Here is a 23,980-nt window from a genome sequence, read left to right as displayed (position 1 = left end):
GCCTAGGCCGCGACCGGCGGGCGCCAGCGCGCGGCCGACCACGGACGGCCCTCGTGCAGCGCGAACGACGGCGGCGTGATGTTGAGGTAGTGCGTGAACGCCCAGCGCGTCATGCGCGGGCGGCTCATCACGCGCAGGGTCGTGTCCATCGCCGGGTAGCGGTTGACGGCGCTGACCATCGTCTGCACGCGCAGCAGCCACTCGAAGGCCCACTTGTGGTCGTCGCTGAACGAGCCGTAGCGGTCCAGCGCCTGCTCGCGCGTCTGCGTGCCCTCGATGACCCGGCGCAGCTCGCGCCCGCAGGCCAGGCCGAAGTAGAGCGCGGTGCGAATGCCCTCGGCGGTGGTGGGCAGGCAGTGGCCGGCGCTGTCGCCGACGTAGAACACCCCGCCGCCCGTGGCGGGTCGCAGCCGGTGGGGGATCCAGTTGCCCTGGTAGCCGACGCTGTCGACCCCGAGGTCGGTCGCGAGGCGGACCGTGGGGTCCTTGACGTGGCGGCGCGGGTCGAACGAGCCCACGCCGACGCGCACCTCGTCGCCGGCCGGAAACGCCCACGAGTAGCCCGGGCCGATGTACTTCGGGTCGAGCCAGAGCTCGAGGTCGGACCCGCCGGCCCGCGGGTGGACCTCCAGGCCTCGCGAGAGCCGCGCCTCGGGCGGCTGGACGGCGTCGGCGCCCTCGGCCAGCACGCGGCGCCACCCGAGCGCGTCGACCACGAGCGGCGCGCGCAGGTCCCCGCGGTCGGTGTGGACGGTGTGCACGGTCCCGCGCGTGATCCCGTCGACCTTGGCGGTCTCGAACGTGAAGTCGCCCTGGGCGGCCAGCAGCGCGCACAGCTCGCGGTAGTCGAACGTCGAGAACGTCCACGGCAGGTTCCAGCGGTAGGTGCGCTCGGGCCGGTGGACGACGATGTCGTCGAACGTCTGCAGGATGGAGGGGCCGAGCCCGAGGTTGGTCAGCCACTCCGTCGGGGCGGCGCACGCGGAGGTCTGGCGCTCGCCGATCTCGTAGCGGTCGAGCACGAGCACGCGCGCCCCGCTCCCGCGCAGCTCGCGCGCGACGGCCAGGCCCCCGAAGGATGCGCCGCAGACGACGACGTCATGGTCGCCGCCCAGGGGCGTCCGCTGTGCACCACGTTTCGTTGCGCGAACCGGCATGGGACCGCGATGCTAGCCGCTGCGGCGCGCCCCGCCGGACAGGCCATTCGCGCTACCCTTCGGGGTCGCACATGACCCAGACCATCCAACCGACTCCTGAGGCGAAGATCGTCGAGGGCAGCGACGGCCTGCTGCTCGAGATCGACGGCCACATCGTCCCGAATTACGACGCCACCTTCGCTCCGTTCGAGGAGGGCGAGGTCGTCAGCGGACGCGTCGTCCGCATCGACAACGACGAAGTCCTCGTAGACATCGGCTACAAGTCCGAGGGCGTCATCCCCTCGAACGAGCTCTCCATCCGCAAGAACGTGGATCCCCACGACGAGGTGGAGCTCGGTGAGGAGGTCGATGCACTCGTCCTCACCAAGGAGGACCAGGACGGCCGCCTCATCATGTCCAAGAAGCGTGCGCGCTTCGAGAAGGCATGGCGCAACATCGAGGCGGCGGCCGAGTCCGGCCAGCCCGTGACCGGCACCGTCATCGAGGTCGTCAAGGGCGGCCTCATCGTGGACCTCGGCGTCCGCGGCTTCCTGCCCGCATCGCTGGTGGACATCCGGAGGGTGCCCAACCTCGACGAGTACATGGGCCAGCCGATCGAGTGCAAGGTTATAGAGCTCAATCGGTCGCGAAACAACGTGGTCCTGTCGCGACGGGCCGTGCTGGAAGAGGAGCGCAAGGAGCAGCGCCAGGAGATCCTGGACCGCCTGCAGCCGGGCCTCGTCGTCGAGGGCGTCATCTCGAACATCGTCGACTTCGGCGCGTTCGTGGATCTGAACGGCATCGACGGCCTCATCCACATCTCCGAGCTCTCGTGGTCGCATGTCAACCACCCGAGCGAGATCCTGAACATCGGCGACACGGTCCAGGTCAAGGTCCTGGACATCGACCGTGACCGCCAGCGCATCTCCCTGGGCCTCAAGCAGACCCAGGAGGATCCGTGGCAGCGGGTCGTCGACACCTACAACGTGGGTGACGAGCTCGAGGGCACCGTCACCAAGGTCGTCACCTTCGGCGCGTTCGTCGAGATCCTCGACGGCGTCGAGGGGCTCGTGCACATCTCCGAGCTGGCCGCCCATCACGTGGAGAACCCGCGCGAGGTCGTCCAGCCGGGCGACGTCGTGCGCGTGAAGATCCTCGAGATCGACTCCGAGCGCCGGCGGCTGTCGCTGTCGATCAAGCGCGTGGAGGGTCAGATCCTGCCGAGCGAGATCCGGGCCCGCGAGGCCGGCCTGCCCGCGCCCGGCGAGGGTGCCGGCGCCGGCGACCTCGACGACGTGCCGGAGCTCGGCCTCAGCGAGGACGTGTTCGCCGGTGGCGACGCGCCCGACGCCGAGGTCAGCGCCGAGGCGCCGCCGGCCGAGGTCGACGAGGCCGAGGCGGCCATCGAGGAGTCCGGGCTGCCGATCGAGGCCGCCGGCGACGCCGTCGAGGCCGAGGCCGAGGCTGCGCCCCAGCCCGACCCCGCCCCCGAGGACGAGGCTGCGGCCCCGCCCGACCCCGAGGACGAGGCTGCGGCCGAGGCGCCCGACGCCCCGGACGCCGAGCCCCAGGCCTGAGGACGCGCGGCCTCGTGGCCGCCGACCCCCCGCATCACGTCACCTCCGGCGGCCGCACCGACAACGGTGCGGCCGCCGGCGTCTTCCGCGTCCCCTTCGTCGCCCTGACCGGCGGCCTGGGGTCCGGCAAGTCGACGGCGTGCGCGGCCCTGGAGCGCCTCGGCGCGGCGACGATCTCCACCGACGCCGTCGTCCACGAGCTCTACGCCTCCGCCACGGTCCGCGACGCGGTCGTCGCGCGCTGGGGGCCGGAGGTGGCGCCCGGCGGCGTCGTCGACCGCGGGGCCATCGCGCGCCACGTCTTCGCCGAGCCGGCGGAGCGCGAGTGGCTGGAGGGCCTGCTCTGGCCGCTGGTGGGCGAGCGTGTCCGCGAGTTCCGCGCCGAGCAGGAGGGCGCCCACCCCGCGCCGAAGGCCGCGGTGGTGGAGACCCCGCTGCTCTTCGAGGCCGGCATGGACGGCCTGTACGACGCGACGATCGCGGTCGTCGCCGACGAGGACGTGCGCCGCGAGCGCGCGGCCGCCCGCGGCCACGAGGCCGTCGACGAGCGCGCCGCGCGGCAGCTCTCCCAGGACGAGAAGGCGCAGCGTGCGACGTTCGTCGTGCGCAACGACGGCTCGGTGGCCGACCTGGAGCGTAGGCTGTCGGACGTGCTTGCGACGCTGGGATCGCGATGAGCGCCCGCACGGCCGGAGCCACCCACCGCCGCCGTCCCGCGGCGGGTCGCCGCGCCCAGGTGCGCCGGCGCCGCATCGTCGCCGTGCTCGCCGCCGCCGCGCTGGCCGCGTTCGGCGCGGTCCTGCTCAAGCCGCTCTTCCACCAGGCCGTGCAGGAGATCGCGCTCCCGCTGCGCCACGAGGACATCATCCGCCAGCAGGCCGCCGACAAGGGGCTGGACCCGGCGCTGATCGCGGCGGTCATCTACGCCGAGTCGCGGTTCGTCGACGGACGCACCTCGTCGGCCGGCGCCGAGGGGCTCATGCAGCTCACGCCCGCCACCGCGCAGTACATCGCGACGAAGTCCGGCGGCACGCAGTTCCAGATCAGCGACCTGGGCACGCCGCAGGTCAACATCGCCTACGGCGCGTTCTACCTGCGCTACCTCATGGCGCGCTACGGCGGCAACCAGACGCTGGCCCTGGCGGCCTACAACGCGGGGGAGGGCAACGTCGACCGCTGGGTCGCCGACGCCCGCGGGCGCGAGGAGTCGCTGCGCATCGACGCGATCCCGTTCGGCGAGACGCGCGGCTACGTCCGCAAGGTCCTGGCCGCCGAGCACGACTACCGCGCGCACTACCGCGACCAGCTCGGCCTCTGAGGCCGATCAGCGCGCCAGGCCCAGCGCCTCGGCCACCGAGCCCACGATGGCGTGCGCGCCGCCCAGCGCGGAAATCGCCAGCGCGCCGGCCCCGGCGCCCGCCAGCGCGCCGAGGCTGAAGCCCGCGTGCATCGAGGAGAGCACGGGCCGGCGCAGCATGCGCTCCACCGCGACGCCCTGGGGTTCATCGACACGTCCAGCCTGCCGCTGGCGCGGTCCGGTCGGCAGAGCCCGGCCCGCTACGCCGGCGCCCGCTGTGGGACCAGCACGGCGTCGAGCAGGCCGGGAAACCGGCTCTCGACGTCGTCGCGGCGCAGGGAGACGAAGCGGTGGGTGCCCTCCACGCGCGTGCGCGTGATGCCCGCCTCCCGGAGGACCCGGAAGTGGTGCGAGCGGGTGGCCTTGCCCACCTCGAGCTGGACCGTGCCGCAGGCACGCTCGCCGCCGGTGGCCAGGACGCGGACGATGTGCAGGCGGACGGGATCGCCGAGCGCCTGCAGCACGCGGGTGAGGTCGAGTTCGGCGGTCTCGGGTTCGTAGGGGTCCACGTCCGTGAGGGTAGCGCCTTGTTCGATCAACATCGAACGTCGTGCTACGCTCGTTCGAATCCGATCGAACCAATCGGACCGCCTCGGTGTCCGCCAAGCTCCCGTCGTTCCTGCCGCCGCTGATCACCGTCCTGCTCTGGGGCGGGATGTTCCCCGTGGCTGCGGGGGTCATGAAGCACATCGACCCCGTGCACGTCACCGCGATCCGCTTCGGCTTCGCGGGCCTCGGCTTTCTCGTCCTGCTCGCCGCGGTCGAGGGCCGGTCGGCGCTGCGCTACGAGGGCCGCTTCGGCGTCGCGTTCCTCTACGGGTCGCTGGGGTTCGCCGGCTTCAACATCCTCGGCTATGCCGGCCTGCGCCACACGACGCCGCAGCACGCGTCGCTCATCGTCGCCATCGTGCCCGGGCTGACCGTCCTGGGGCGCTGGCGCCTGACCCGCGTGCGCCCGTCCAACCGCCTGCTCGGGTTCGTCGTCCTGGCGTTCGCGGGCGTCGCGCTCGTGGTCGTGGGCGACGACCCGGCCGCCGCCCTGCACGGCGGGGCCGGCGACCTGCTCGTCCTGTTCGGGGCGACGATGTGGGCCCGCTACACGCTCAGCTCCGGGCAGGACTACCCGGGGTGGTCGCCGCTGCGGATCACCGCGCTGACCACGGCGGCGGCGACGATCACGATCCTCGTCGTCACGGTCGTCGGCGACGTGAGCGGCCTGCTCTCCTTGCCGTCGAGGGCCGACCTGAGCACCACGGCGGGCGGGCTGGCCTACGTCGTCGTCCTCGGCGCGTTCGTGGCGATGATCGGCTGGAACGCGGGCATCGCGCGGCTCGGGTCGGCCAACGCCGCGCTGTTCATGAACCTGGTGCCGGTGACGACGTTCACGATCGAGGCCTTCCGCGGGGCGACCCCCACCGTCATCGAGCTGATCGGCGCGGCCATCACCCTGGCGGCGCTCGTGGGCGCCAACGCCACGATGCGCGCCGCGGCCCCGGCCCCGGCCCCGGCCCCGGCGCCCACGACCGCCGCCCGCTCCGCGGCCGAGGCCGCGTGACCAGCGGCCCGTTCCTGATCGGCGGTGGGCGCGAGCCCGGCGGCGTGCTGGCCACCCACCGCCCGTTCGTCGCTGCGTGCGGCGCGGGCACGATCGCGGTGCTGGCCGCCGACGAGGGCGACGGCGTCGACGAGGAACGCTGGCGGGCGGCCCTCACCGGCGCCGGCGCCTCGGCGGTGCGCGTCTGCGTCCTGTCCCGTGCGCGGCCCACGATCCCCGACGTCGCGGGCGCGGCCGGCGTCTACGTCGCCGGCGGCCCGACGCCGCTGTACGCCGCGCTGCTGGACGGCTGGCGGCCGCCGCCCGGCATCCCCTACGCGGGCTTCTCGGCCGGCGCGGCCGTGGCGGCCGCGCGGGCCATCGTGGGCGGCTGGCGCGCCCCCGGCGGCGAGGGGGTCTGCCCGCAGGACGCGGGGGAGGGCCTGGACGATGTCACGATCGCCCGCGGTCTGGGGCTCGTCCCGTTCGCCGTCGACGTCCATGCCGGCCAGTGGGGCACGCTGGGCCGGCTGGTGCATGCCGTGGGGTCGGGCCTCGTGCCCGCGGGCTGGGCGCTGGACGAGGGGACGCTCCTGGCCGGAGGCGAGGTCCACGGGACGGGCGCGGCCTGGCACGTGGCCGCCCGCCCCGGGGGCGGCGCGGCCGTGCGCCGCGTCACCGCCTGCTGAGGTCCCGCCGCGCCGGCTCGGCGTAGGAGAGCGCGCGCCGCACACGCAGGTGATGCCGGCCAGGACGAAGGAGATGACGATCACCGGCCCCGAGATCGCGCGGCAATCGCCATCTCGGCCCCTCCTGAGGGTGCTGGTGCGCCAGGCATCTCCGGCCGGAGGCGGCGTCAAACCGGGCGTCCGGAGCGGACCGCGGGGGCAGGTACCCTGGACGGGATGCCGCCCTTCCGCCTCGATGCCGCCTACAGCCCGATGGCCGATCAGCCGAAGGCCATCGACGAGATCGTGGCCTCGCTGGACGGCGGAGCGCCGATGACGACGCTGCTCGGTGCGACCGGCACCGGCAAGACGATGACCATGGCCTCGGTCATCGAGCGCGTGCAGCGGCCCACCCTCGTCATGGCCCACAACAAGACGCTGGCGGCGCAGCTGTGCAACGAGTTCCGCAGCTACTTCCCCGACAACGCCGTCGAGTACTTCGTCTCCTACTACGACTACTACCAGCCCGAGGCCTACGTCCCGAGCAAGGACCTGTACATCGAGAAGGACTCGGCGATCAACGAGGAGATCGACCGCCTGCGCCACGCGGCGACCGCGGCGCTGTTCGGCCGGCGCGACGTGGTCATCGTGGCCTCCGTCTCGGCGATCTTCGGCCTCGGCTCGCCCGAGACCTACAACGACAACCTCGTCGTGCTCACCAAGGGTGGCACGACCGACCGCGACCTCCTGCTGCGCAAGCTCGTGACGATCCAGTACACGCGCAACGACCAGGCGCTCGGCCGCGGCACCTTCCGCGTGCGCGGCGAGTCGCTGGAGGTGTTCCCCGCCTACTCGGAGAACACGGCCTACCGCGCGACGTTCTTCGGCGACGAGGTCGAGCTGCTGCAGGAGTTCGACCCGCTCACGGGCGAGCTGCGCCACGCCGACATGGAGCACATCGGGATCTGGCCGGCGTCGCACTACAACGTGCGCGAGGGCACCGTGGAGCGCTCCGTCGAGGAGATCGGCCGCGAGCTCAACCACCGCTGCGCCGAGCTGGAGGCCGAGGGCAAGCTGCTCGAGAGCCACCGGCTGCGCCAGCGCACCCAGTACGACATGGAGATGCTGCGGGAGATGGGCTTCTGCAACGGCATCGAGAACTACTCGCGCATCCTCGACGGCCGGATGCCGGGCGACCGGCCCTACTGCCTCATCGACTACTTCCCCGAGGACTTCGTCTGCATGATCGACGAGTCCCACCAGACCGTGCCGCAGATCGGCGGCATGTACGAGGGCGACCGCTCCCGCAAGCAGACGCTCATCGACTACGGGTTCCGGCTGCCCAGCGCCCTGGACAACCGGCCCCAGACCTTCGACGAGTTCCTGTCGATCACCCCGCAGATGCTGTTCGTCTCGGCCACGCCCGGGCAGTACGAGCGCGCGCACTCCAAGTGCGTGGTCGAGCAGATCGTGCGCCCGACGGGCATCGTCGACCCGCAGGTCGACGTGCGCGAGACGCGCAACCAGATCGACGACCTCATGAACGAGGTGCGTGACCGCGTAGAGCGCAACGAGCGCGTCCTGGTCACGACGCTCACCAAGAAGATGAGCGAGGACCTCACGGACTACCTGCTCGAGATGGGGTTCAAGGTCCGCTACCTGCACTCCGAGGTCGACACGCTCGAGCGCATCCAGATCATCCGCGACCTGCGGCTGGGGGAGTACGACGTCCTCGTCGGCGTCAACCTCCTGCGTGAGGGCCTCGACCTGCCCGAGGTGACGCTCGTCGCCATCCTCGACGCCGACAAGGAGGGCTTCCTGCGTGGGGAGACCTCGCTCATCCAGACGATCGGGCGGGCGGCCCGCAACGTCGACGGCAAGGTCATCATGTACGCCGACAAGCGGACGGCGGCGATGGAGGCCGCGCTGGGGGAGACCGACCGCCGGCGCGCGATCCAGCTGGCCTACAACGAGGAGCACGGCATCACGGCCGCGTCGATCGTCAAGGGCATCAGCGACATCGCCGAGTTCCTGCAGGGCGACAGCAAGACGCCCAAGGGCCGGCGCCGCAAGGACCGCAAGCGCGTCGACGCCGGGTCGATGACCCCGACCGAGCTCGAGAAGACGATCATCGAGCTCGAGGAGGAGATGCTGGCCGCCGCCGAGGACCTGCGCTTCGAGTACGCCGCGCGCCTGCGCGACGAGATCCGCGAGCTGCGCCGCGACCTGCGCCAGCTGAACGACCTCGAGGCGCCGGCGTAGGCGGGCCGCCGCCGTCGGCCCGCACGCCGCGCTGCAGGGCCGGCGCCCCCGGCCGCTAGCGTGCCCGCCGTGCTCGAGGGCCCGCTCCTGGCGTGGTACGGGCGCCAGGCGCGCGATCTGCCTTGGCGCCGCACGCGCGACCCCTACGCGATCCTCGTCAGCGAGGTCATGCTCCAGCAGACCCAGGTCGTGCGCGTCGTGCCGCGCTTCGAGGCCTGGATGGCGCGCTGGCCCACCGCGGCCGCGCTGGCCGCCGCGTCCCTGGCCGATGTGCTGGCCGCGTGGGTGGGCCTGGGCTACAACCGCCGCGCGGTGCGCCTGCGCGAGGCCTGCGCCGTCGTGGCGCGCGACGGCTGGCCCGCCGACCTGAGCTCGCTGCCCGGCATCGGGCCGTACACGGCCGCCGCCGTGGGCGCGTTCGCGTTCGGGCGCGAAGAGCTGCCCGTCGACACCAACGTGCGCCGGGTCCTGGAGCGCACGGGCTGGACGCCGGCGGTCCCGACGCCGCAGGTCGGCCAGGCGCTCATGGAGCTCGGCGCGCTGGTGTGCCGCGCGCGGGCGGCCGCGTGCGGGGACTGCCCGCTCGCGGGTGCGGGCTGCGCCTCGGCGGGCCGGGTCGCGGTGGCCCCGCGCCGGCGCGGCCCGGCGGCCCCCAAGGAGCGCTTCGAGGCCACCAACCGCTGGGTTCGGGGCCGCGTGGTGGCGGCGCTGGCGGCCGGCGAGGAACTGCCGGCCGACCTCGAGCCGGGGCGCCTGGCGCACGCCGTCGAAGGCCTCGTGCGCGACGGCCTCGTGGTGCGTGCCGACGGCGGCCTCAGCCTGCCGGTCTGAGCGCTAGGGTTCCGGCCCATGGCCCTGGACCGTCAGACCATCGAGAAGCGCGACTTCCCCATCGGCCGGCGCGGCTACGAGCCCGAGGCGGTCGACGCTCACCTCGCCCAGGTCGCCGAGCAGGTCGAGGAGCTGCGCCGCCGCGTCCCCACGGGCGGGGCGGCCCAGAAGGCCAGCCCCGCGTCCATCGCCCAGGCCGCCTCCGAGCAGGTCCGCGCGATCGTCGAGGCCGCCGAGACCAGCGCCGCCGACATCGAGCGCGCCGCGCAGGACGAGGCCGCCCGCATCCGCGAGGACGCCGAGGCCGACGCCAAGGACACCCGTGACGACGCGGTGTCCCAGAGCCAGGAGCACGTCGGCAGGGTGCGCCAGGCCACGACGCAGATGCTCCAGCGCGTCGACGCGATGGAGGGCGAGCTCAAGACCCTCATCGAGAGCCTGCGCACCGGAGCCAACCGCCTGACCGCCGACCTGTCGCTGCTCGAGGGCGGCATGGGCGACCTCTACGACGCCTCGGGCCGCGCCCGCACCGCACCCGCCCCCGCCGCGGCCGCGCCCATCGTCGAGTCCGTGCCGGTGGCTGTGGCCCCCACGCCCTTCACCGACGACGACGACGACGACGACGACGACGACGACGTCGTCATCCTCAACGACGCCGCCGTCGACGACCGCTTCGAGGCCCACGAGACCCCGGCGGCGCCCGTCGCCGCGGCGGCGGCCCCTGCCGAGCCCGCGCCGGCCGAGGCGGCCCCCGTCTCGCAGGGCGACGTCGAGGGGGCCCGGCTCGTCGCGCTGAACATGGCGCTCAACGGCACCGCCCGCGAGGAGACCGACCGCTACCTGGCCGAGAACTTCGACCTCGCCGACCGCGCCGCGCTGCTCGACGAGGTCTACGCGACGGTCGAGTCCTGACCCCGGCCGCAACTCCGCGGGCGCCGCGGCGTTCGGAGCCGTGATGCTCCGTCTCCTCGCCTTCGTGCTGGCCTCCGCGGCGCTCCTGTTCGCACCGGCCGCGCTCACGCCCGCGCGCGCCGACGCCAAGGGGCCGCCGCGGGCCTTCTTCGGCGTCATGGTCAACGGGCCGCTGGACGCCGACACCGTCGACCTCGACGCCCGCGCCGCCGACATGACCGCGGCCGGCGTGGGGTCCTGGCGCGTCGAGATGGCCTGGGACGCCATCGAGCCCGCCCCCGGCCAGTTCGCGTGGGGCGCGACGGATCGCAAGGTGCTCACGGCCGCACGGCACGGCATCGACGTCCTCGGCCTCGCGCTGCGAGCGCCGGCCTGGGCCAACGGCGGTAGCCCCGACCCGTTCGTGCCGCCGCGCCGCCCCGCGGCGTTCGCGGGCTACCTGCGGGCGCTCATCGGCCGCTACGGCCCCAGGGGCAGCCTGTGGGCCGAGCACCCCGAGGTGCCGCGGCGGGCCGTCCGGGCGTGGGAGATCTGGAACGAGCCGAACCTCGTCGACTACTTCCGCACCCAACCGTTCCAGAAGCCCTACGCGGCGCTGCTGCGCGCGGCCTACCCGGCCGTCAAGGCCGCCGACCCCGGCGCCACGGTGCTCATGGCGTCCATGGCCAACTTCTCCTGGCGCGACCTGGCCAGGCTGCTGTCCGTCGGCGGCCCGCGCCTGCGCTTCGACGCGGCGGGGGCGCACCCGTTCAGCGGCCGGCCGTCCAACGCGCTGAAGATCGTCCGGCTCAACCGCGAGGCGCTCGACCGCCGCGGCTACCGCCGGGTGCCGCTCTGGCTGACCGAGCTCACCTGGTCCTCGGCCAAGGGCAAGAAGCAGCCGCTGACGCAGAACTGGGAGACCACGGAGGCCGGCCAGGCCCAGCGGCTGCGGGAGATGTACGGCCTGCTGCTGCGCAACCGCACGCGCCTGCGGCTGGCGCGGGTGTTCTGGTACACGTGGGCCACGGTCGACGCCGGGTCGCAGAACTCCTTCGACTACTCCGGGCTGACCCAGGCGCTGCCGGACGGGACCTTCCGGGCCAAGCCCGCCCTCGGCGCGTTCCGCGCCGTCGCCCGGGCCGCGGCGACGAGGTAGCCCGGCGCGCCGTGAGCGCGCCCCGGCCACGATCGTGCGGCTTTCCGTGCTCGTTGCGGACTCCCGCCCGCACGAGCCGCACGAACGTCTGTTCGCACGGCTACACTCGGTCGGAGTGCCGCCGAAGAACGCCATCGTGGTCTCGGGAGCCCGGGAGCACAATCTCAAGAACGTCGACGTCACGCTGCCGCGCAACGCGCTGAGCGTGATCACGGGGCTGTCCGGATCGGGCAAGTCCTCGCTGGCCTTCGACACGATCTACGCCGAGGGCCAGCGGCGCTACGTCGAGTCGCTGTCGGCCTACGCCCGCCAGTTCCTCGGCCAGATGGACAAGCCCGACGTCGACTCGATCGAGGGGCTGTCGCCGGCGATCTCCATCGACCAGAAGACGACGTCGCGCAACCCGCGCTCGACGGTCGGGACGGTCACCGAGATCTACGACTACCTGCGCCTGCTGTGGGCCCGCATCGGGCACCCGCACTGCCACATCTGCGGCAAGCCGGTCCAGGGCCAGTCCGCCGAGCAGATCATCGACCAGGTCATGGAGCTGCCCGAGGGCGAGCGCTTCATGGTGCTCGCGCCCGTTGCGCGCGGGCGCAAGGGCGAGTACGGCAAGGTCTTCCAGAACCTCCGGGCCGAGGGCTTCCAGCGGATCAAGGTCGACGGCGAGCTGCGGCTCCTGGACGACGAGATCGTGCTCGACAAGAAGTTCAAGCACGACATCTCCGTCGTCGTCGACCGGCTCGTCATGCGCGCCGAGGTCCGCAAGCGCCTGGCCGACTCCATCGAGACGGCCGTCGCGCTGGCCGACGGGATGGTCGAGGTCGAGACCGTGCCCAAGGGCGACGACGGCGCCCCCCCGGCGGTGACGCTCTACAGCGAGAAGTTCGCCTGTCCCGACCACGGCCCGGTGATCCCCGAGCTCGAGCCGCGGATCTTCTCCTTCAACTCGCCGCACGGCGCGTGCGAGCGCTGCACCGGCCTGGGGTCGCAGATGGAGATCGACCCGCTCATGGTCGTCCCCGACCCGTCGCTGTCGCTCGCCGAGGGGGCGATCGCCCCGTGGGCCAACAGCGCGTCGAACTACTACGAGCAGATCACGGAGGCGATCGCCGAGAAGTACGGCGTCGACATGGAGTCGCCGTGGGGCTCGCTGCCCGCCGAGCAGCAGGACCTCTTCCTGCAGGGCACGAACGGCGACCGCGTCGAGATCTCCTACCGCAACCGCTATGGGCGCCGCCGGGCCTACTCGACGCGCTTCGAGGGTATCGTCGCCAACCTGGAGCGCCGCTACCGCGAGACCGACTCCGAGGGCGTGCGGGAGAAGATCGAGGAGTACATGTCGCTGGTGCCGTGCCCGGCGTGCAAGGGCGCGCGGCTGCGGCCTGAGTCGCGGGCCGTGCTCGTCGGCGGCATGGCCATCCACGAGTTCTGCGCCTTCTCGGTGCGCCGGGCGCTGACCTGGCTGGACGAGGTCGACCTGACCGAGACCGAGCGCCACATCGCGCGGCTCATCTTCCGCGAGATCCGCGAGCGCCTCCAGTTCCTGGAGAACGTGGGGATCGGCTACCTGTCGATGGACCGCGCGGCCGCGACGCTGTCGGGCGGTGAGGCGCAGCGCATCCGGCTGGCGACGCAGATCGGCTCGGCGCTCGTCGGCGTGCTCTACGTCCTGGACGAACCGTCCATCGGCCTGCACCAGCGCGACAACACGAAGCTCATCGGGACCCTCGAGCGCCTGCGCGACCTCGGCAACACGGTGCTCGTCGTCGAGCATGACGAGCAGACGATGTACGCCGCCGACCACCTCGTGGACATGGGGCCCGGGGCGGGCGAGCACGGCGGACGCGTGGTGGCCCAGGGCACCGCGGCGCAGGTCAAGCGGGTCAAGTCCTCGCTCACCGGCCAGTTCCTGGCCGGGACGCGGACGATCGAGGTGCCGGGCAAGCGGCGCCGGCCGAGCGGGTACGTCGAGATCCGCGGCGCGTCGCAGCACAACCTCAAGAAGGTCGACGTCAAGGTGCCGCTCGGCGTCATGACGTGCGTGACGGGCGTCTCGGGCTCGGGCAAGTCGACGCTCGTCAACGAGGTGCTGTTCAAGGCGGTGGCCAACAAGCTGCACCGTGCGCGCCAGCGGCCCGGCGCCCACACCGCGGTCCTCGGGCTCGATCAGGTCGACAAGATCATCCAGATCGACCAGTCGCCGATCGGCCGCACGCCGCGGTCCAACCCGGCGACCTACACGGGGCTGTTCGACGTCATCCGCGATCTGTTCTCCAAGACCCAGGAGGCCCGGACGCGCGGGTACAAGCCGGGCCGGTTCTCGTTCAACGTCAAGGGCGGGCGCTGCGAGGTGTGCCGCGGCGACGGGCAGATCAAGATCGAGATGCACTTCCTGCCCGACGTCTACGTGCCGTGCGAGCAGTGCCACGGCAAGCGCTACAACCGCGAGACGCTCGAGGTCCGGTTCAAGGGCCGGACGATCGCCGACGTGCTCGACATGCCCGTCGAGGAGGCGGTCGAGTTCTTCCAGAACATCCCGAAGATCCACCGGCGCCTGGAGACCCTGCGCGACGTCGGCCTGGGCTACATCCGTCTCGGCCAGCCCGCCACGACGCTGTCGGGCGGCGAGGCGCAGCGCGTCAAGCTCGCGACGGAGCTGTCGAAGATCGCGACGGGGCGCACGCTCTACATCCTCGACGAGCCGACGACCGGCCTGCACTTCGCCGACGTACAGCGCCTGCTCGAGGTGCTGCACCGCCTGGTCGACGCCGGCAACTCGATCGTCGTCATCGAGCACAACCTCGACGTCATCAAGACCGCCGACCGGCTCATCGACATGGGCCCCGAAGGCGGCGAGGAGGGCGGCGAGGTCGTCGCGGTGGGCACGCCGGAGGAGGTCGCCGGGACGCCCGGGTCCCACACCGGCGAGTTCCTGGCCCGGCTCGTGACGCCGGCGGCGCCCGCGGCGCGGCGCGGGACCGCCCGCCGGCGCAAGGTGGCCGCCGCCGCAGCGTGAGCGCGCTGCGGCGCCCGGGGGCTCCGGCGGCCGTCGCGGGCCTCGCGGCGCTGGGCCTCGCCGTGGCGCCCGGTCCCTCCGCCCGCGCCGGGATCCGCGTGCGCGTCGGCCTGGCGACGCGGGCTCGGGGCCGACGAGCCTGCGCCTGCGCCTCCGACGCGTCGAGCCGTGCCCGCACCGCGGGTGCCGCCCCCCGGGGGCCGACACCCGCGTAGCATCCGGCCCCCTGGGCCGGGTTCTCGTCAGCCGCCGAAGCGGCTGCGCAGCGCGAGGACGTTGGCGACGTACTGCCTGGTCTCGGGAAGCATCCCGATCCGGCGCACGGAGCCCAGGCCCTGGTAGTAGGCGGCCACCGCGGTCGCGGCGTCGCCGCCCGTGTCGCGCAGCAGCCGGGCCAGCAGCAGCGAGCCCGCGCGGACGTTGTCGGCCGGCGAGTCGGGGTTGAGCTGCGTGGTGGTCAGGTTGCGCTGGACGTAGTCCCAGGAGGCCGGGATGACCTGCATGATGCCGCGGGCGTTGGCGACGCTGAGCGCGCCGTTGTTGAACCCGCTCTCCTGCCAGGCGATGGCGGTGGCCAGCGAGGCGGGGGCGCCGGTCTGGCCGGCGATGGCGCCGATCTGGGCGGCGGTCAGCCGCCCGCCGGTGGCCACGGGGCCGTCGGAGATGGCCGGGCTGGTGGCGGGGACGCTCGCGGCGGGCGCGCCGGAGGGGATCCGCAGGCGCGTGCCGGCGATCGCGAAGGACCGCGGCGTCAGGCCGTTGGCCGACGCGAGCGACGCGAGGGTGATGCCGTTGGCCGCGGCGATGCCCGACAGGGTCTCGCCGGGGACGACGAGGTGGCTGGCGGCGGTCGAGGTCGTGGTGGAGGTCGTGGTGGAGGCCGTCGTGCCCGGCCCGGGGAGGCGCAGGGACGCGCCGGCGACGACGTGGGTCTCGGGAAGCAGCCCGTTGGCGGCGGCCAGCGCGGCGACGGAGACGTCGTGCTCGAGGGCGATCTGGCTCAGCGTGTCGCCCAGCCGGACGCGGTAGCCGCCCAGCGGGGCCGGGATGGCGGCGCCCGAGGAGGTGCCGGCCCCGGCCGACGGGACGACGAGCGATCGGCCCGAGATGACGAAGGCCTGCGGCGACAGGCCGTTGGCGGCGGCCAGCGCCTGGGGGGACAGCCCGTTGGCCGCGGCGATGCCCGAGAGTGTCTCGCCGGGGACGACGAGGTGCGTGGCGTCGGCGTGCGCGGCCGCGGGCAGCGCGGCGGCGCAGGACAGGGCGGCGATCAGGGACAGACGGAGTCGCATGGCCGTCACCATGCCGTGCCCGAGGCCCGATCAGCCCGATCCGGGCAGGATTAGGTCCCCTTGCAAGGCCGGGTGCACCGGCCACGCGGCGCCGTGCGGGGGCCGCTCAGCCGCCGCCAGAGGGGTCCTGGGCGCCCGAGGTGGCGCCCTGCAGGGAGTCGGAGCCCGAGCCGCCGCCCGAGCCCTTGCCCAACGTGCTGGGCGTGGAGAGGTCCGAGGAGCCGTCGTCGCCCGGGAGCGGCGCGGTGGGCGTCGTCGCGGCGACGGGGGTCTCGCCGCCGCCGGAGGTGTCGCCCGCGCCCGCCGTGCGCGAGCCCGAGGGCGTGCCGGTGGCGTTCTCGGTGGGCGTCGTGCTGCTGCCGCCGCCGTCCCCGCCGGTGGACCGCGTGGCCTCGCCGCTGCTGTGCTCGCCGCCGCCGCCGTTGCCGCCGCCGTCCTCGGACGTGCGGCGCCCGTGCGTGGCCGGCCCGCCGGGCGTGCCGCCGCCGTCCCCGCCGGACCCCGAGGCCTCCGAGCCGCGACGCGTGCTGCCGGCGTCGTCGCCCGACGTGCCGCGGGATCCCGAGCCATCGCGGGCCCCGGAGGAGCCCTCGCGGCCGGAGCTCGAGCCGCCGGAGCGGCCGGTGCCGTGGTGCGATCCGGAGGTGCGGCGCCCGGCCGACCGGCTCCCGAGGTGGCGGGCGACGCCGGCGAGGCGGGCGTCCCGGACGGGTCGGAGACCGCCGCGAGCGCGGGCGCCCACGTGGCGGCGGCGACCGCCCGGGCGGTGCGGGCCGGGTGAGCGGCCGCGGCCTCGTGCGTGGCCTGGCGGTGGTGGTGGACGACCTGCTGCGTGCCGACCGCGCCGCCGACGAGCGCGCCCGTGGCCATGACGCCGACGGTGAGCTTGGCGACGGTCGCGCCGGCCCCGGCGCCCGCGGCGACCTCGCCCCAGCCCGCGGCCGAAGGGGTCGTGGCCAGGCCCGCGGCGAGCTTGACGAGCAGCGGGTAGGGCGTGACGGCCGTGACCACGCCGCGCACCGCGGTGCGGGCGCGCATGAGGCTCTGGCGCGCGGCCCCGGCGCTGACGCCGAGCGCGGTGGCGATCTCCTCGTGCGAGCGGCCCTCGAGCTCGCGCAACACGAGGGCGGCGCGCTGGCGCTCGGGGAGGTCGTGCACGGCGGCGAGCGTCTCGCGCAGGCGCTCCGTGCGCTCGAAGGCGGCGTGCGGGCCGTCGGCGGGGGAGGTGTGCTCGGCGTCGAGCGGAACCTCGTCGCGGACGGAGCGCAGCACGTTCAGGGACGTGTTGTGGGCGATGCGGTACAGCCAGGAGCGGAGATGACGCACCTCGTCGGTCCTCGTCAGGGCGTCGTGGACACTGATCAGGGTCTGCTGGACGGCGTCCTCTGCGCGTGCCGGCCCGACGATCCCCGCGCTGTAGCGCAGCAGCGGGGTGCGGTAGCGGTCGACGATGGCCGCGAAGGCGGCCTCGTGGCCGTCGACGGCCAGCTCGGCGAGCCGCTCGTCGCTCTGCAGCCGCAGGAGCGAGGCGCTCGCCAGACGCGCCGGGTGGCGCAGCAGATGGGACCTGTTGGTGTCCGTGACCCTGTCCTTCCTCGTTCGAGCGTAGAGGCTCACACCGTCGCACGCCGTGCCGGCGGCCCGGGGGTCCGCTCCCGGGCCGCGGCACGACGCGTGCGGTGGGCGGCCTAGGAGAGCAGCTGGATCTTCTCCCAGACGGCGCCCGAGCCGGTGAGCTTGAGCTCGGCCTCGTGGACCTTCGCGCCGGCGGCCAGGGCGCCCGGGGCGCAGACGTTGCCGCGGTGCTGGCCGTGGCCGTTCGGGCCGCCATCGTTCTCGGAGCCGTCGTCGTCGCCCTGGTCGTGGCCGGACGTGCCGGGCGTCACGGGGAGGGTCGAGCTGCCGGGCGTGGCCGAGCTGGCGGGATCCTGGCCGTCGCCGGCGCCGTCGTCGCCGCCGTGGCGCGCCGAGCGGGCCGTCGGGGTCACCGGGGTGGCGCTGGACGGCGGGGTGGCCGTCGAGGGCGTCGTGCCGCTGGCCGGGGTCGACGGCATGCACATGACGCGGGTGTCGGCGTCCACCGTGCCGGTGCGCGTCGAGCCGTCCGGGAGCGTGATCGTCAGGACGCCGTTGGTGAACGAGGTGACCGTCCCGGCGACGTCATGGTTGTCCGGCACGCCGTTGCCGTTGGTGTCGGCGTTGCGCGGGTTCGTGCCGTCCTTGTACTCGGCCAGGTTGCGCAGGCCGTCGTGGTCGGGGTCGCCGTTGGCGTCGGCCTTGTGGGCGTTGAGGTGGTTGGCGACCTCCCACGTGTTGGGCATGCCGTCGTGGTCGCTGTCGCGGACCTTGTGGTGGCTGCCGTGGGCCGAGGCGGCGGCCGGCACGGCGATCAGCGTCAGGGCGGCGACGGCCGAGGTGAAGCGGGTTCTGCGCATGGTTCCTCCTGGAGTCATCGGCGTTCAGGAGCAAGGACACGAGCCGTGCACGAAGATCACGCGCATCGGACGAACGTCCACCCACGGCCGGCCGGGCGTTCGCGCTGCGGGGATCGATACGGTGGGGCGCTCAATGGCTCTGGAACCGTCCGTCGTCACCGTCACCGGGCCGGATCGCTCCGCGCTGCTGACGGATCTCACGCTGCGCTTCGGCCACATCGAGCTGGTCAGCGAACGCGAGGTCGTGCTCCCGGGCGGCACCCGCGGCCACGAGCTGACCGTACGCCACCGCCCGTTCACCTCCGAGCCGGGCGGCGCGGTGCCCGCGCCCGAGCCCGTCGCGCCGCCGCCTCCGCCGGTGCCCTCCGCGCCGCCGCTCCCCGCGCCCGTGGCGCCGGCGCCGATCACCATGCCGGGGTCCCCGGGCCCCGCGTCCGGGGCCGGCGAGGCCGAGCAGACGGTGGCCGACGCGCGCGCCGAGGCCCAGCGTCTGCTCGCGGAGGCGCGCGAGCAGGCCCAGCAGGCGCTGGACCAGGGCCGAGCCGACGCCGCGCAGCTGCGGGCCGACGCCCGCCAGGAGGCCGAGCGCGTGGCCGCCGGCGCCGACGCCGAGCGCGAGCGCGCCGTCGCCGAGGCACGTGCGGAGGGCGAGCGGGCCGCCGCGGAGATCCGCGCCGAGGCCGAGCGCGCCCGCCAGGAGGCGGCCGCAGCGGAGGACCTGCGCGTCCAGCAGGCCGTCGCCGCGCGCCTGCGGGCGATCGAGCAGGACTCCTCCAGCGCCATCTCGGCCGCCGAGCAGGAGGCACGGCGCATCATCGTCGCGGCCACCGAGGAGGCGGCCGGCATCCGCGCCGCCGCCGAGGACGAGGTGGCGGCGATCCGCGCCCAGGCGCGGGCCACCACCCGCGAGGCCCGCGAGCAGGCCGACGCGCTGCTGCGCGAGGCGCGTGCGCAGGCCGACGTGGCCGGCGTGGAGGGGCGGGCGCTGACCGAGGCCGTCCGCGACGCCCAGCACCGCCTGCGCGAGCTCGGCAACCAGCTCACCGCCCAGCTGCAGGCCGCCCAGAAGGACCTGACCGACCGCACGTCGCTGCACAGCGTCCAGGCTCGGCTGCGGGCCGGCGGCCGCGAGGGAACGGCCGCCGAGATCGCCGACCACCTCGCGCGCATCCTGCGCGAGGGCGGCACCGTCGACGAGCCCGGGGAGCCGCGATGATCGAGGCGGGCCGTGCCCGCCTCTGGCTGCAGAAGTGGCGCTGGTACGAGCGCAGCTCGCTGCCGTGGAACCGGGCGCGGATCCACCTCGAGCTCGCGCGGCGCGAGTCCTTCGCGCGCTGGCCGATCCACGGCAACGTCCTCGAGCTCCTGCAGGACGGGCGCCTCGAGCTCGGCCCGCACGTGCTGTTCGAGCCCGGTGTCTGGCTCACGGCGCCGGCGCCGGGCCGCATCCGCATCGGTGGCGGCACGTTCCTGAACCTCGGGGTCATGGTGGCGGCCGTCGAGCTCGTCGAGATCGGCGAGCACTGCATGTTCGCCAACGGCTGCTTCGTGACCGACGGCAACCACCGCTTCGACGACCCGGTCAAGCCCGTGCCGTGGCAGGGCTTCACGACCAAGGGCCCGACGCGGATCGGCGACAACGTGTGGTGCGGTGCCAACGCGGTCATCACCAGCGGCGTGACGATCGGCGAGCGCTGCGTCATCGGCGCCAACAGCGTCGTGACGACTGACCTGCCGGCGTTCTCGATCGCGGCCGGCTCGCCCGCCCGCGTGCTGCGGACGATCACCTACGCCGAGCACCCCGAGGCCGGGCTGCCGCCCGACGCGCCCGTGGCGGGTTGAGCGCCCCATGGGCCGACGACACCACCGCCCGGAACCTCGCGCTCTGCGCGAGCGTTCCGCTATTTCGTCGTGATGATCTGGACGCCGTAGACCACGACGGCGCAGAAGCCGGCCGTGGCCGCCAGAGCGAGCGCGCTGTAGGCGGCGGCGATGCCGCCCGCGCGGTCGCGGCGCGCCTCGCCCGCGCGGGAGACCCCGACGATGATCAGCGAGAACGTCAGGGCGACCGCCAGGCCCGCGACGGGCGCGACCCACAGCAGCTGGCCGAGCTTGCCCCACTCGATGACGCCGGCCACGTCAGGCCTCCGCCGTGATCGCCGGCCCGCGGCGCACCCGCGAGCCGAACGCCGCGGCCAGCAGGCCGATGACCAGCAGCGACACGACGATGACGCCGGCCGCGTCGCTGCCGAAGATCGAGCACAGGCCGTAGGCGGCGCCCCCGATCACGGCCGCGCACGGCAGGGTCAGCACCCAGGCCAGCGCGATGTTGCCGGCCAGGCCCCAGCGGACCGCCGACAGGCGCTTGGCGGCGCCGGCGCCCATGACGCCGCCGGAGATGACGTGCGTCGTCGAGAGCGGGAAGCCCAGGTGCGAGGCGGTCAGGACGACCGCGGCGCCCGCGCCCTGGGCCGAGAAGCCCTGCGCCGGGTCCATCTTGATGATCCGGCTGCCCATGGTGCGGATGATCCGCCAGCCGCCGGAGTAGGTCCCCAGCGCGATCGCCGACGCCGAGCAGATCACGACCCACGTCGGCACGTGGAAGCTGGCGGAGGACAGGTCACCGTGGGCGATGAGCGCCAGCGTGATGATGCCCATCGTCTTCTGGGCGTCGTTCGTGCCGTGGGCCAGCGAGAAGAGGCTGCCGGTGACGATCTGGCCCAGGCGGTAGCCGCGGTTGACCAGGCCGGGGCGCTGGCGCCCCACGATCCGGTAGGCCACGAGGATCGAGATGCCCGCCACGACGAAGGCCAGGATCGGGGCGATGACCGCGGGCAGCACGACCTTCTCGAGGATCCCGTCGCCGAGGATGGCGCTGGGCCCCTTGGCCACGAAGGCCGAGCCGACCATGCCGCCGATGAGCGCGTGCGAGGAGGACGACGGCAGCCCGAACCACCACGTCGCCAGGTTCCAGGCGATGGCGCCGATGAGGCCGCCGAAGACGATCGTCTGCGTGATGCCACCGGGCTCGACGATGCCCTTGGCGACCGTCGCCGCGACCGACAGCGAGACGAACGCGCCGGCGAAGTTGAGCACCGCGGACATGAGGACCGCGGCGCGCGGCGACAGCGCGCGCGTGGAGATGCTCGTCGCGATGGCGTTGGCCGTGTCGTGGAAGCCGTTGGTGAAGTCGAAGGCCAGCGCGGTGGCCACGACGATGTAGAGGACGAGGTCGCTGCCCACGGGGGAGGCGCCTAGGAGTTCTTGATGACGATGCCCTCGAGCACGTTGGCCACGTGCTCGCATGCATCGATCGCCTGCTCGAGGCGCTCGTAGATGTCCTTCCAGCGGATGACCACCATCGGGTCGATGCCGCCTTCGAACAGGGAGGCCATCGCCTCGCGGGTCACCCGGTCGCCGTCGTTCTCCAGGCGGTTGACCTCGACCGTGTAGTGGCTGAGGTCCTGGAAGCCGCGCATGCGGGGCAGGGCCTCGGCGAGCTGGCGCGTCGCCTGCACGAGGATGTGCGCCAGGCGCTGGGCCTGCTCCATCGGCGCCTCGATCCGGTAGAGGCCGAGGTAGTCGGCGACCTCCTCGGTGTAGTCGATGACGTCGTCCAGCGCCGAGGCGAGCTCGAGGATGTCCTCGCGGTCGATCGGGGTGACGAACGTCTGGTGCAGCCGGTGGATGATGTCGTGCGTGATGCGGTCACCCTCCTGCTCGCAGACGAGGATGTCGCGCGACAGCTCCTTGCGGTCGGGCCAGGCCGACAGCATCTGGTCCAGGAGGTCGGCGGCGCGCGCCATGTTGCCGCCCGCCTCCTCGAAGAGGTCGAAGAACTCGCGGTCGCGGGGGGCGAAGACCTGAGACAGACGGGCCACGCGCGGCAGCGTAGCGAGTGAAGACCGTGTTAACGACCGCGACCCCGACGGGTGGCCAGGGTCGCGGTCGCCGAACGGTGAGGGATCAGAGGGCCCGGAGGGCCTCCTTGAAGGCGGCCAGCTCCTCGTCGGGGATCGTGTAGCCGTGGTCGGGGCCCGGGTAGCGGCGCCCACGCACGTCGTCGGCGTAGGCCGCGACGCCGGAGATCATCTCGTCCAGGATGTCCGCGTAGCGCTGCACGAAGCGGGCGCCGCGGCCCTCGCGGATGCCGAGCAGGTCGTGGAACACGAGGACCTGGCCGTCGGTCGCCGGGCCGGCGCCGATGCCGATCACCAGCGCATGCAGCCGCGGCATGACGGCCTCGGCCACGGCGCTGGGGATGGCCTCGAAGACGATGGAGAAGCAGCCGGCGTCCTGCAGCGCCAGCGCCTCGCGCGCGACGCGCCCGGCGGCCTCGGCGGTCCGGCCCTGCGCGCGGTAGCCGCCCAGCGCCGTCGAGGTCTGCGGCGTCAGGCCGACGTGGCCCATGACCGGGATCCCGGCACCGACGATCGCCCGGGCGCGGGCGACCGAGACCGGGCCGCCGCCCTCGAGCTTGACGGCATCGCAGCCCGCCTCCTTGACGAAGCGGAACGCGGTCTGCACGGCCTGCTCGTCGCTGACCTCGTAGGACCCGAACGGCAGGTCGCCGACCAGGAACGGCGTGCGCAGGCCGCGCCGGACCGCCTTGGCGAGCATGAGCAGCTCGTCGAGGGAGACCGGGACGGTCGACTCGTAGCCCAGCACGGTCATGGCGCCGCTGTCGCCGACGAGGACGAGGTCCACGCCGGCCTTGTCGACCGCGAGCGCGCTCGGGTAGTCGTAGGCGGTGACCATGACCAGCGGCTCGCCGAGTCGCTGCTTCTCCGCGAGGCGGGGAAGGGTCATCGGCAGGCGCGAGGCGTCGGCCGGGACGGTGATGTTGCGCATGGAGGACATGGCTGATGGGGGCTCCTTGACCGCCGGTTGACGCCCCCTCAGGAGAGGCAGGTCGCCACCGTTGCGTCGGTGTGGACGGGGTCGGGGATGAGGATCGTGTTGTCGATGAGGCGCACGTCGCCGACGCGCGCGGCCACGGCCAGGAGCGCCTCCCGGCCGTCGACGGCGTCGAGCGGGTCGAGCGTCCCGGGATCGACGAGCGCGAGGTACTCGGGCTGCACGCCGAGCTCGTCCATCGCGCTGCGGGCGGCGGCGGTGAGACGTGCGGCGTCGCGCTCGCCGCCGGCCAGCGCGGCGGTCGCGGCCTGCAGCCCGCGGTGCAGGGCCAGGGCGCGGCGGCGGTCGTCGCCGTGCAGGCGCACGTTGCGGCTGGAGAGCGCGAGGCCATCGGGCTCGCGGACGGTCGGCGCCACGTCGATGCGCACCGGCATGTCCAGGTCGGCGACCATGCGGCGCAGCACGAGCGCCTGCTGGGCGTCCTTCTGGCCGAAGACGGCGACGTCGGGACCGACCATGTTCATCAGCTTGCACACGACGGTGGTGACGCCGTGGAAGTGCTCGGCGCCGCGGTGGGCGCCCTCGAGGCGGTCGGTCAGGGCGCCCCCGACACGCACCTGCGTGCCGAACCCTTGGGGGTAGACCTCGTCCAGCGCGGGTGCGAACAGGATGTCGGCGCCGGCCGCGCTCGCGAGGTCCACGTCGCGGGCCTCGTCGCGGGGGTAGGCCTCCAGGTCGGCCGCCTCGTTGAACTGCGACGGGTTGACGAACAGGGAGACCACGACGACGCCGGCGCGCTCGCGGGCGGCCCGGACGAGGCTGAGGTGACCCTCGTGCAGGTAGCCCATCGTCGGGACGAGGGCGATCGTCTCGCCCTCGCGGCGGTGGCCGGCCAGCGCGCTGCGCAGGTCGGCGACGGTGCGCAGCGTCTTCATCGCGATGGCGCGCGGGCGAAAGGAGAG

At 73.8% G+C, this 23,980-nt stretch carries 23 protein-coding genes and 1 pseudogene; 12 read left to right on the top strand and 12 right to left on the bottom strand.

Features of this window, described 5'->3' with window-relative positions:
- Nucleotides 1-2 precede the first annotated feature (2 nt).
- Nucleotides 3-1,157, bottom strand: coding sequence for an NAD(P)/FAD-dependent oxidoreductase (locus FSW04_RS19870; RefSeq protein WP_146921970.1), 1,155 nt, complete (start codon nucleotides 1,155-1,157; stop codon nucleotides 3-5).
- Nucleotides 1,158-1,228: 71 nt separating this feature from the next.
- On the opposite strand from FSW04_RS19870, the gene rpsA reads away from it, so the two are divergent.
- Genes rpsA through FSW04_RS19855 form a run of 3 tightly spaced genes read left to right on the top strand, consistent with a single transcriptional unit; the run spans nucleotide 1,229 to nucleotide 4,031 of the window.
- Nucleotides 1,229-2,713, top strand: coding sequence for a 30S ribosomal protein S1 (gene rpsA, locus FSW04_RS19865; RefSeq protein WP_146921969.1), 1,485 nt, complete (start codon nucleotides 1,229-1,231; stop codon nucleotides 2,711-2,713).
- A gap of 14 nt (nucleotides 2,714-2,727) precedes the next feature.
- Nucleotides 2,728-3,390 carry a dephospho-CoA kinase gene (gene coaE / locus FSW04_RS19860; RefSeq protein ID WP_146921968.1) on the top strand — a complete coding sequence of 221 codons (663 nt, stop codon included), beginning with the start codon at nucleotides 2,728-2,730 and terminating at the stop codon, nucleotides 3,388-3,390.
- The gene (locus FSW04_RS19855) at nucleotides 3,387-4,031 is read left to right on the top strand and encodes a lytic transglycosylase domain-containing protein (protein ID WP_146921967.1); all 645 of its coding nucleotides are present in this window, start codon (nucleotides 3,387-3,389) and stop codon (nucleotides 4,029-4,031) included. Before coaE ends, FSW04_RS19855 begins: the two co-directional genes overlap by 4 nt.
- A 6-nt stretch (nucleotides 4,032-4,037) precedes the next feature.
- Here FSW04_RS19855 and FSW04_RS26370 read toward each other — a convergent pair whose 3' ends face one another.
- Both FSW04_RS26370 and FSW04_RS19850 read right to left on the bottom strand, forming a co-directional pair.
- The gene (locus FSW04_RS26370; protein WP_187368942.1) at nucleotides 4,038-4,199 is read right to left on the bottom strand and encodes a hypothetical protein; all 162 of its coding nucleotides are present in this window, start codon (nucleotides 4,197-4,199) and stop codon (nucleotides 4,038-4,040) included.
- Between the two features lie 71 nt (nucleotides 4,200-4,270).
- The gene (locus tag FSW04_RS19850) at nucleotides 4,271-4,579 is read right to left on the bottom strand and encodes an ArsR/SmtB family transcription factor (protein ID WP_228430601.1); all 309 of its coding nucleotides are present in this window, start codon (nucleotides 4,577-4,579) and stop codon (nucleotides 4,271-4,273) included.
- An 86-nt stretch (nucleotides 4,580-4,665) separates the two neighbouring features.
- On the opposite strand from FSW04_RS19850, the gene FSW04_RS19845 reads away from it, so the two are divergent.
- The 7 genes from FSW04_RS19845 (at nucleotide 4,666) to uvrA (ending at nucleotide 14,434) form a co-directional block, all read left to right on the top strand.
- Nucleotides 4,666-5,625, top strand: coding sequence for a DMT family transporter (locus FSW04_RS19845; RefSeq protein ID WP_146921965.1), 960 nt, complete (start codon nucleotides 4,666-4,668; stop codon nucleotides 5,623-5,625).
- On the top strand, nucleotides 5,622-6,293 hold the full coding sequence (locus tag FSW04_RS19840) for a type 1 glutamine amidotransferase family protein (RefSeq protein ID WP_146921964.1): 672 nt from the start codon (nucleotides 5,622-5,624) through the stop codon (nucleotides 6,291-6,293). The genes FSW04_RS19845 and FSW04_RS19840 overlap by 4 nt, the downstream gene beginning before the upstream one ends.
- 216 nt (nucleotides 6,294-6,509) lie before the next feature.
- Nucleotides 6,510-8,534, top strand: coding sequence for an excinuclease ABC subunit UvrB (gene uvrB, locus FSW04_RS19835; protein WP_146921963.1), 2,025 nt, complete (start codon nucleotides 6,510-6,512; stop codon nucleotides 8,532-8,534).
- A 69-nt stretch (nucleotides 8,535-8,603) separates the two neighbouring features.
- On the top strand, nucleotides 8,604-9,365 hold the full coding sequence (locus FSW04_RS19830) for an HhH-GPD family protein (RefSeq protein WP_228430600.1): 762 nt from the start codon (nucleotides 8,604-8,606) through the stop codon (nucleotides 9,363-9,365).
- 18 nt (nucleotides 9,366-9,383) lie between these two features.
- On the top strand, nucleotides 9,384-10,277 hold the full coding sequence (locus FSW04_RS19825; RefSeq protein WP_146921961.1) for a DivIVA domain-containing protein: 894 nt from the start codon (nucleotides 9,384-9,386) through the stop codon (nucleotides 10,275-10,277).
- A 43-nt stretch (nucleotides 10,278-10,320) separates the two neighbouring features.
- The gene (locus tag FSW04_RS19820) at nucleotides 10,321-11,415 is read left to right on the top strand and encodes a glycoside hydrolase family protein (RefSeq protein ID WP_146921960.1); all 1,095 of its coding nucleotides are present in this window, start codon (nucleotides 10,321-10,323) and stop codon (nucleotides 11,413-11,415) included.
- 115 nt (nucleotides 11,416-11,530) lie between these two features.
- Nucleotides 11,531-14,434 carry an excinuclease ABC subunit UvrA gene (uvrA, locus tag FSW04_RS19815; RefSeq protein ID WP_146921959.1) on the top strand — a complete coding sequence of 968 codons (2,904 nt, stop codon included), beginning with the start codon at nucleotides 11,531-11,533 and terminating at the stop codon, nucleotides 14,432-14,434.
- A gap of 242 nt (nucleotides 14,435-14,676) precedes the next feature.
- Here uvrA and FSW04_RS27965 read toward each other — a convergent pair whose 3' ends face one another.
- The 4 genes and pseudogenes from FSW04_RS27965 to FSW04_RS19795 all read right to left on the bottom strand — a co-directional run bounded on the left by FSW04_RS27965 (nucleotide 14,677) and on the right by FSW04_RS19795 (nucleotide 18,161).
- Nucleotides 14,677-15,726 (bottom strand): LysM peptidoglycan-binding domain-containing protein, encoded by a 1,050-nt coding sequence (locus tag FSW04_RS27965; protein ID WP_187368941.1) that lies wholly within the window; start codon nucleotides 15,724-15,726, stop codon nucleotides 14,677-14,679.
- 106 nt (nucleotides 15,727-15,832) lie between these two features.
- The gene (locus tag FSW04_RS27435; protein WP_146921957.1) at nucleotides 15,833-16,468 is read right to left on the bottom strand and encodes a hypothetical protein; all 636 of its coding nucleotides are present in this window, start codon (nucleotides 16,466-16,468) and stop codon (nucleotides 15,833-15,835) included.
- A 332-nt stretch (nucleotides 16,469-16,800) separates the two neighbouring features.
- Nucleotides 16,801-17,343 (bottom strand): annotated as a pseudogene (locus FSW04_RS28690) (RNA polymerase sigma factor); the annotation flags it as partial.
- Nucleotides 17,344-17,414: 71 nt separating this feature from the next.
- On the bottom strand, nucleotides 17,415-18,161 hold the full coding sequence (locus tag FSW04_RS19795) for an RAD23 family protein (RefSeq protein WP_146921956.1): 747 nt from the start codon (nucleotides 18,159-18,161) through the stop codon (nucleotides 17,415-17,417).
- Between the two features lie 133 nt (nucleotides 18,162-18,294).
- Between FSW04_RS19795 and FSW04_RS19790 the strand changes: the two genes are divergently transcribed.
- On the top strand, nucleotides 18,295-19,377 hold the full coding sequence (locus FSW04_RS19790; RefSeq protein WP_146921955.1) for a coiled-coil domain-containing protein: 1,083 nt from the start codon (nucleotides 18,295-18,297) through the stop codon (nucleotides 19,375-19,377).
- Nucleotides 19,374-20,003, top strand: a complete 630-nt coding sequence (locus tag FSW04_RS19785; RefSeq protein ID WP_146921954.1) for an acyltransferase — start codon at nucleotides 19,374-19,376, stop codon at nucleotides 20,001-20,003. The genes FSW04_RS19790 and FSW04_RS19785 overlap by 4 nt, the downstream gene beginning before the upstream one ends.
- Before the next feature lie 59 nt (nucleotides 20,004-20,062).
- Here the strand turns inward: FSW04_RS19785 and FSW04_RS19780 are convergent, their stop codons facing one another.
- The 5 genes from FSW04_RS19780 to panC all read right to left on the bottom strand — a co-directional run bounded on the left by FSW04_RS19780 (nucleotide 20,063) and on the right by panC (nucleotide 23,953).
- Nucleotides 20,063-20,299 carry a hypothetical protein gene (locus tag FSW04_RS19780; protein ID WP_146921953.1) on the bottom strand — a complete coding sequence of 79 codons (237 nt, stop codon included), beginning with the start codon at nucleotides 20,297-20,299 and terminating at the stop codon, nucleotides 20,063-20,065.
- Between the two features lies 1 nt (nucleotide 20,300).
- Nucleotides 20,301-21,404, bottom strand: coding sequence for an inorganic phosphate transporter (locus FSW04_RS19775; protein ID WP_146921952.1), 1,104 nt, complete (start codon nucleotides 21,402-21,404; stop codon nucleotides 20,301-20,303).
- A gap of 11 nt (nucleotides 21,405-21,415) precedes the next feature.
- The gene (locus FSW04_RS19770; RefSeq protein ID WP_146921951.1) at nucleotides 21,416-22,042 is read right to left on the bottom strand and encodes a DUF47 domain-containing protein; all 627 of its coding nucleotides are present in this window, start codon (nucleotides 22,040-22,042) and stop codon (nucleotides 21,416-21,418) included.
- 85 nt (nucleotides 22,043-22,127) lie between these two features.
- Nucleotides 22,128-23,021, bottom strand: coding sequence for a 3-methyl-2-oxobutanoate hydroxymethyltransferase (gene panB / locus FSW04_RS19765; protein WP_228430598.1), 894 nt, complete (start codon nucleotides 23,019-23,021; stop codon nucleotides 22,128-22,130).
- Between the two features lie 38 nt (nucleotides 23,022-23,059).
- Nucleotides 23,060-23,953 carry a pantoate--beta-alanine ligase gene (gene panC / locus FSW04_RS19760; RefSeq protein ID WP_146921950.1) on the bottom strand — a complete coding sequence of 298 codons (894 nt, stop codon included), beginning with the start codon at nucleotides 23,951-23,953 and terminating at the stop codon, nucleotides 23,060-23,062.
- Between the last annotated feature and the right edge of the window lie 27 nt (nucleotides 23,954-23,980).

This window comes from Baekduia soli (genome assembly GCF_007970665.1).
GTDB classification, from domain to species: Bacteria; Actinomycetota; Thermoleophilia; order Solirubrobacterales; family Solirubrobacteraceae; genus Baekduia; species Baekduia soli.
The sequence above is the reverse complement of the archived record's forward strand: the minus strand, read 5'-3'. Positions and strand labels throughout refer to the sequence as shown.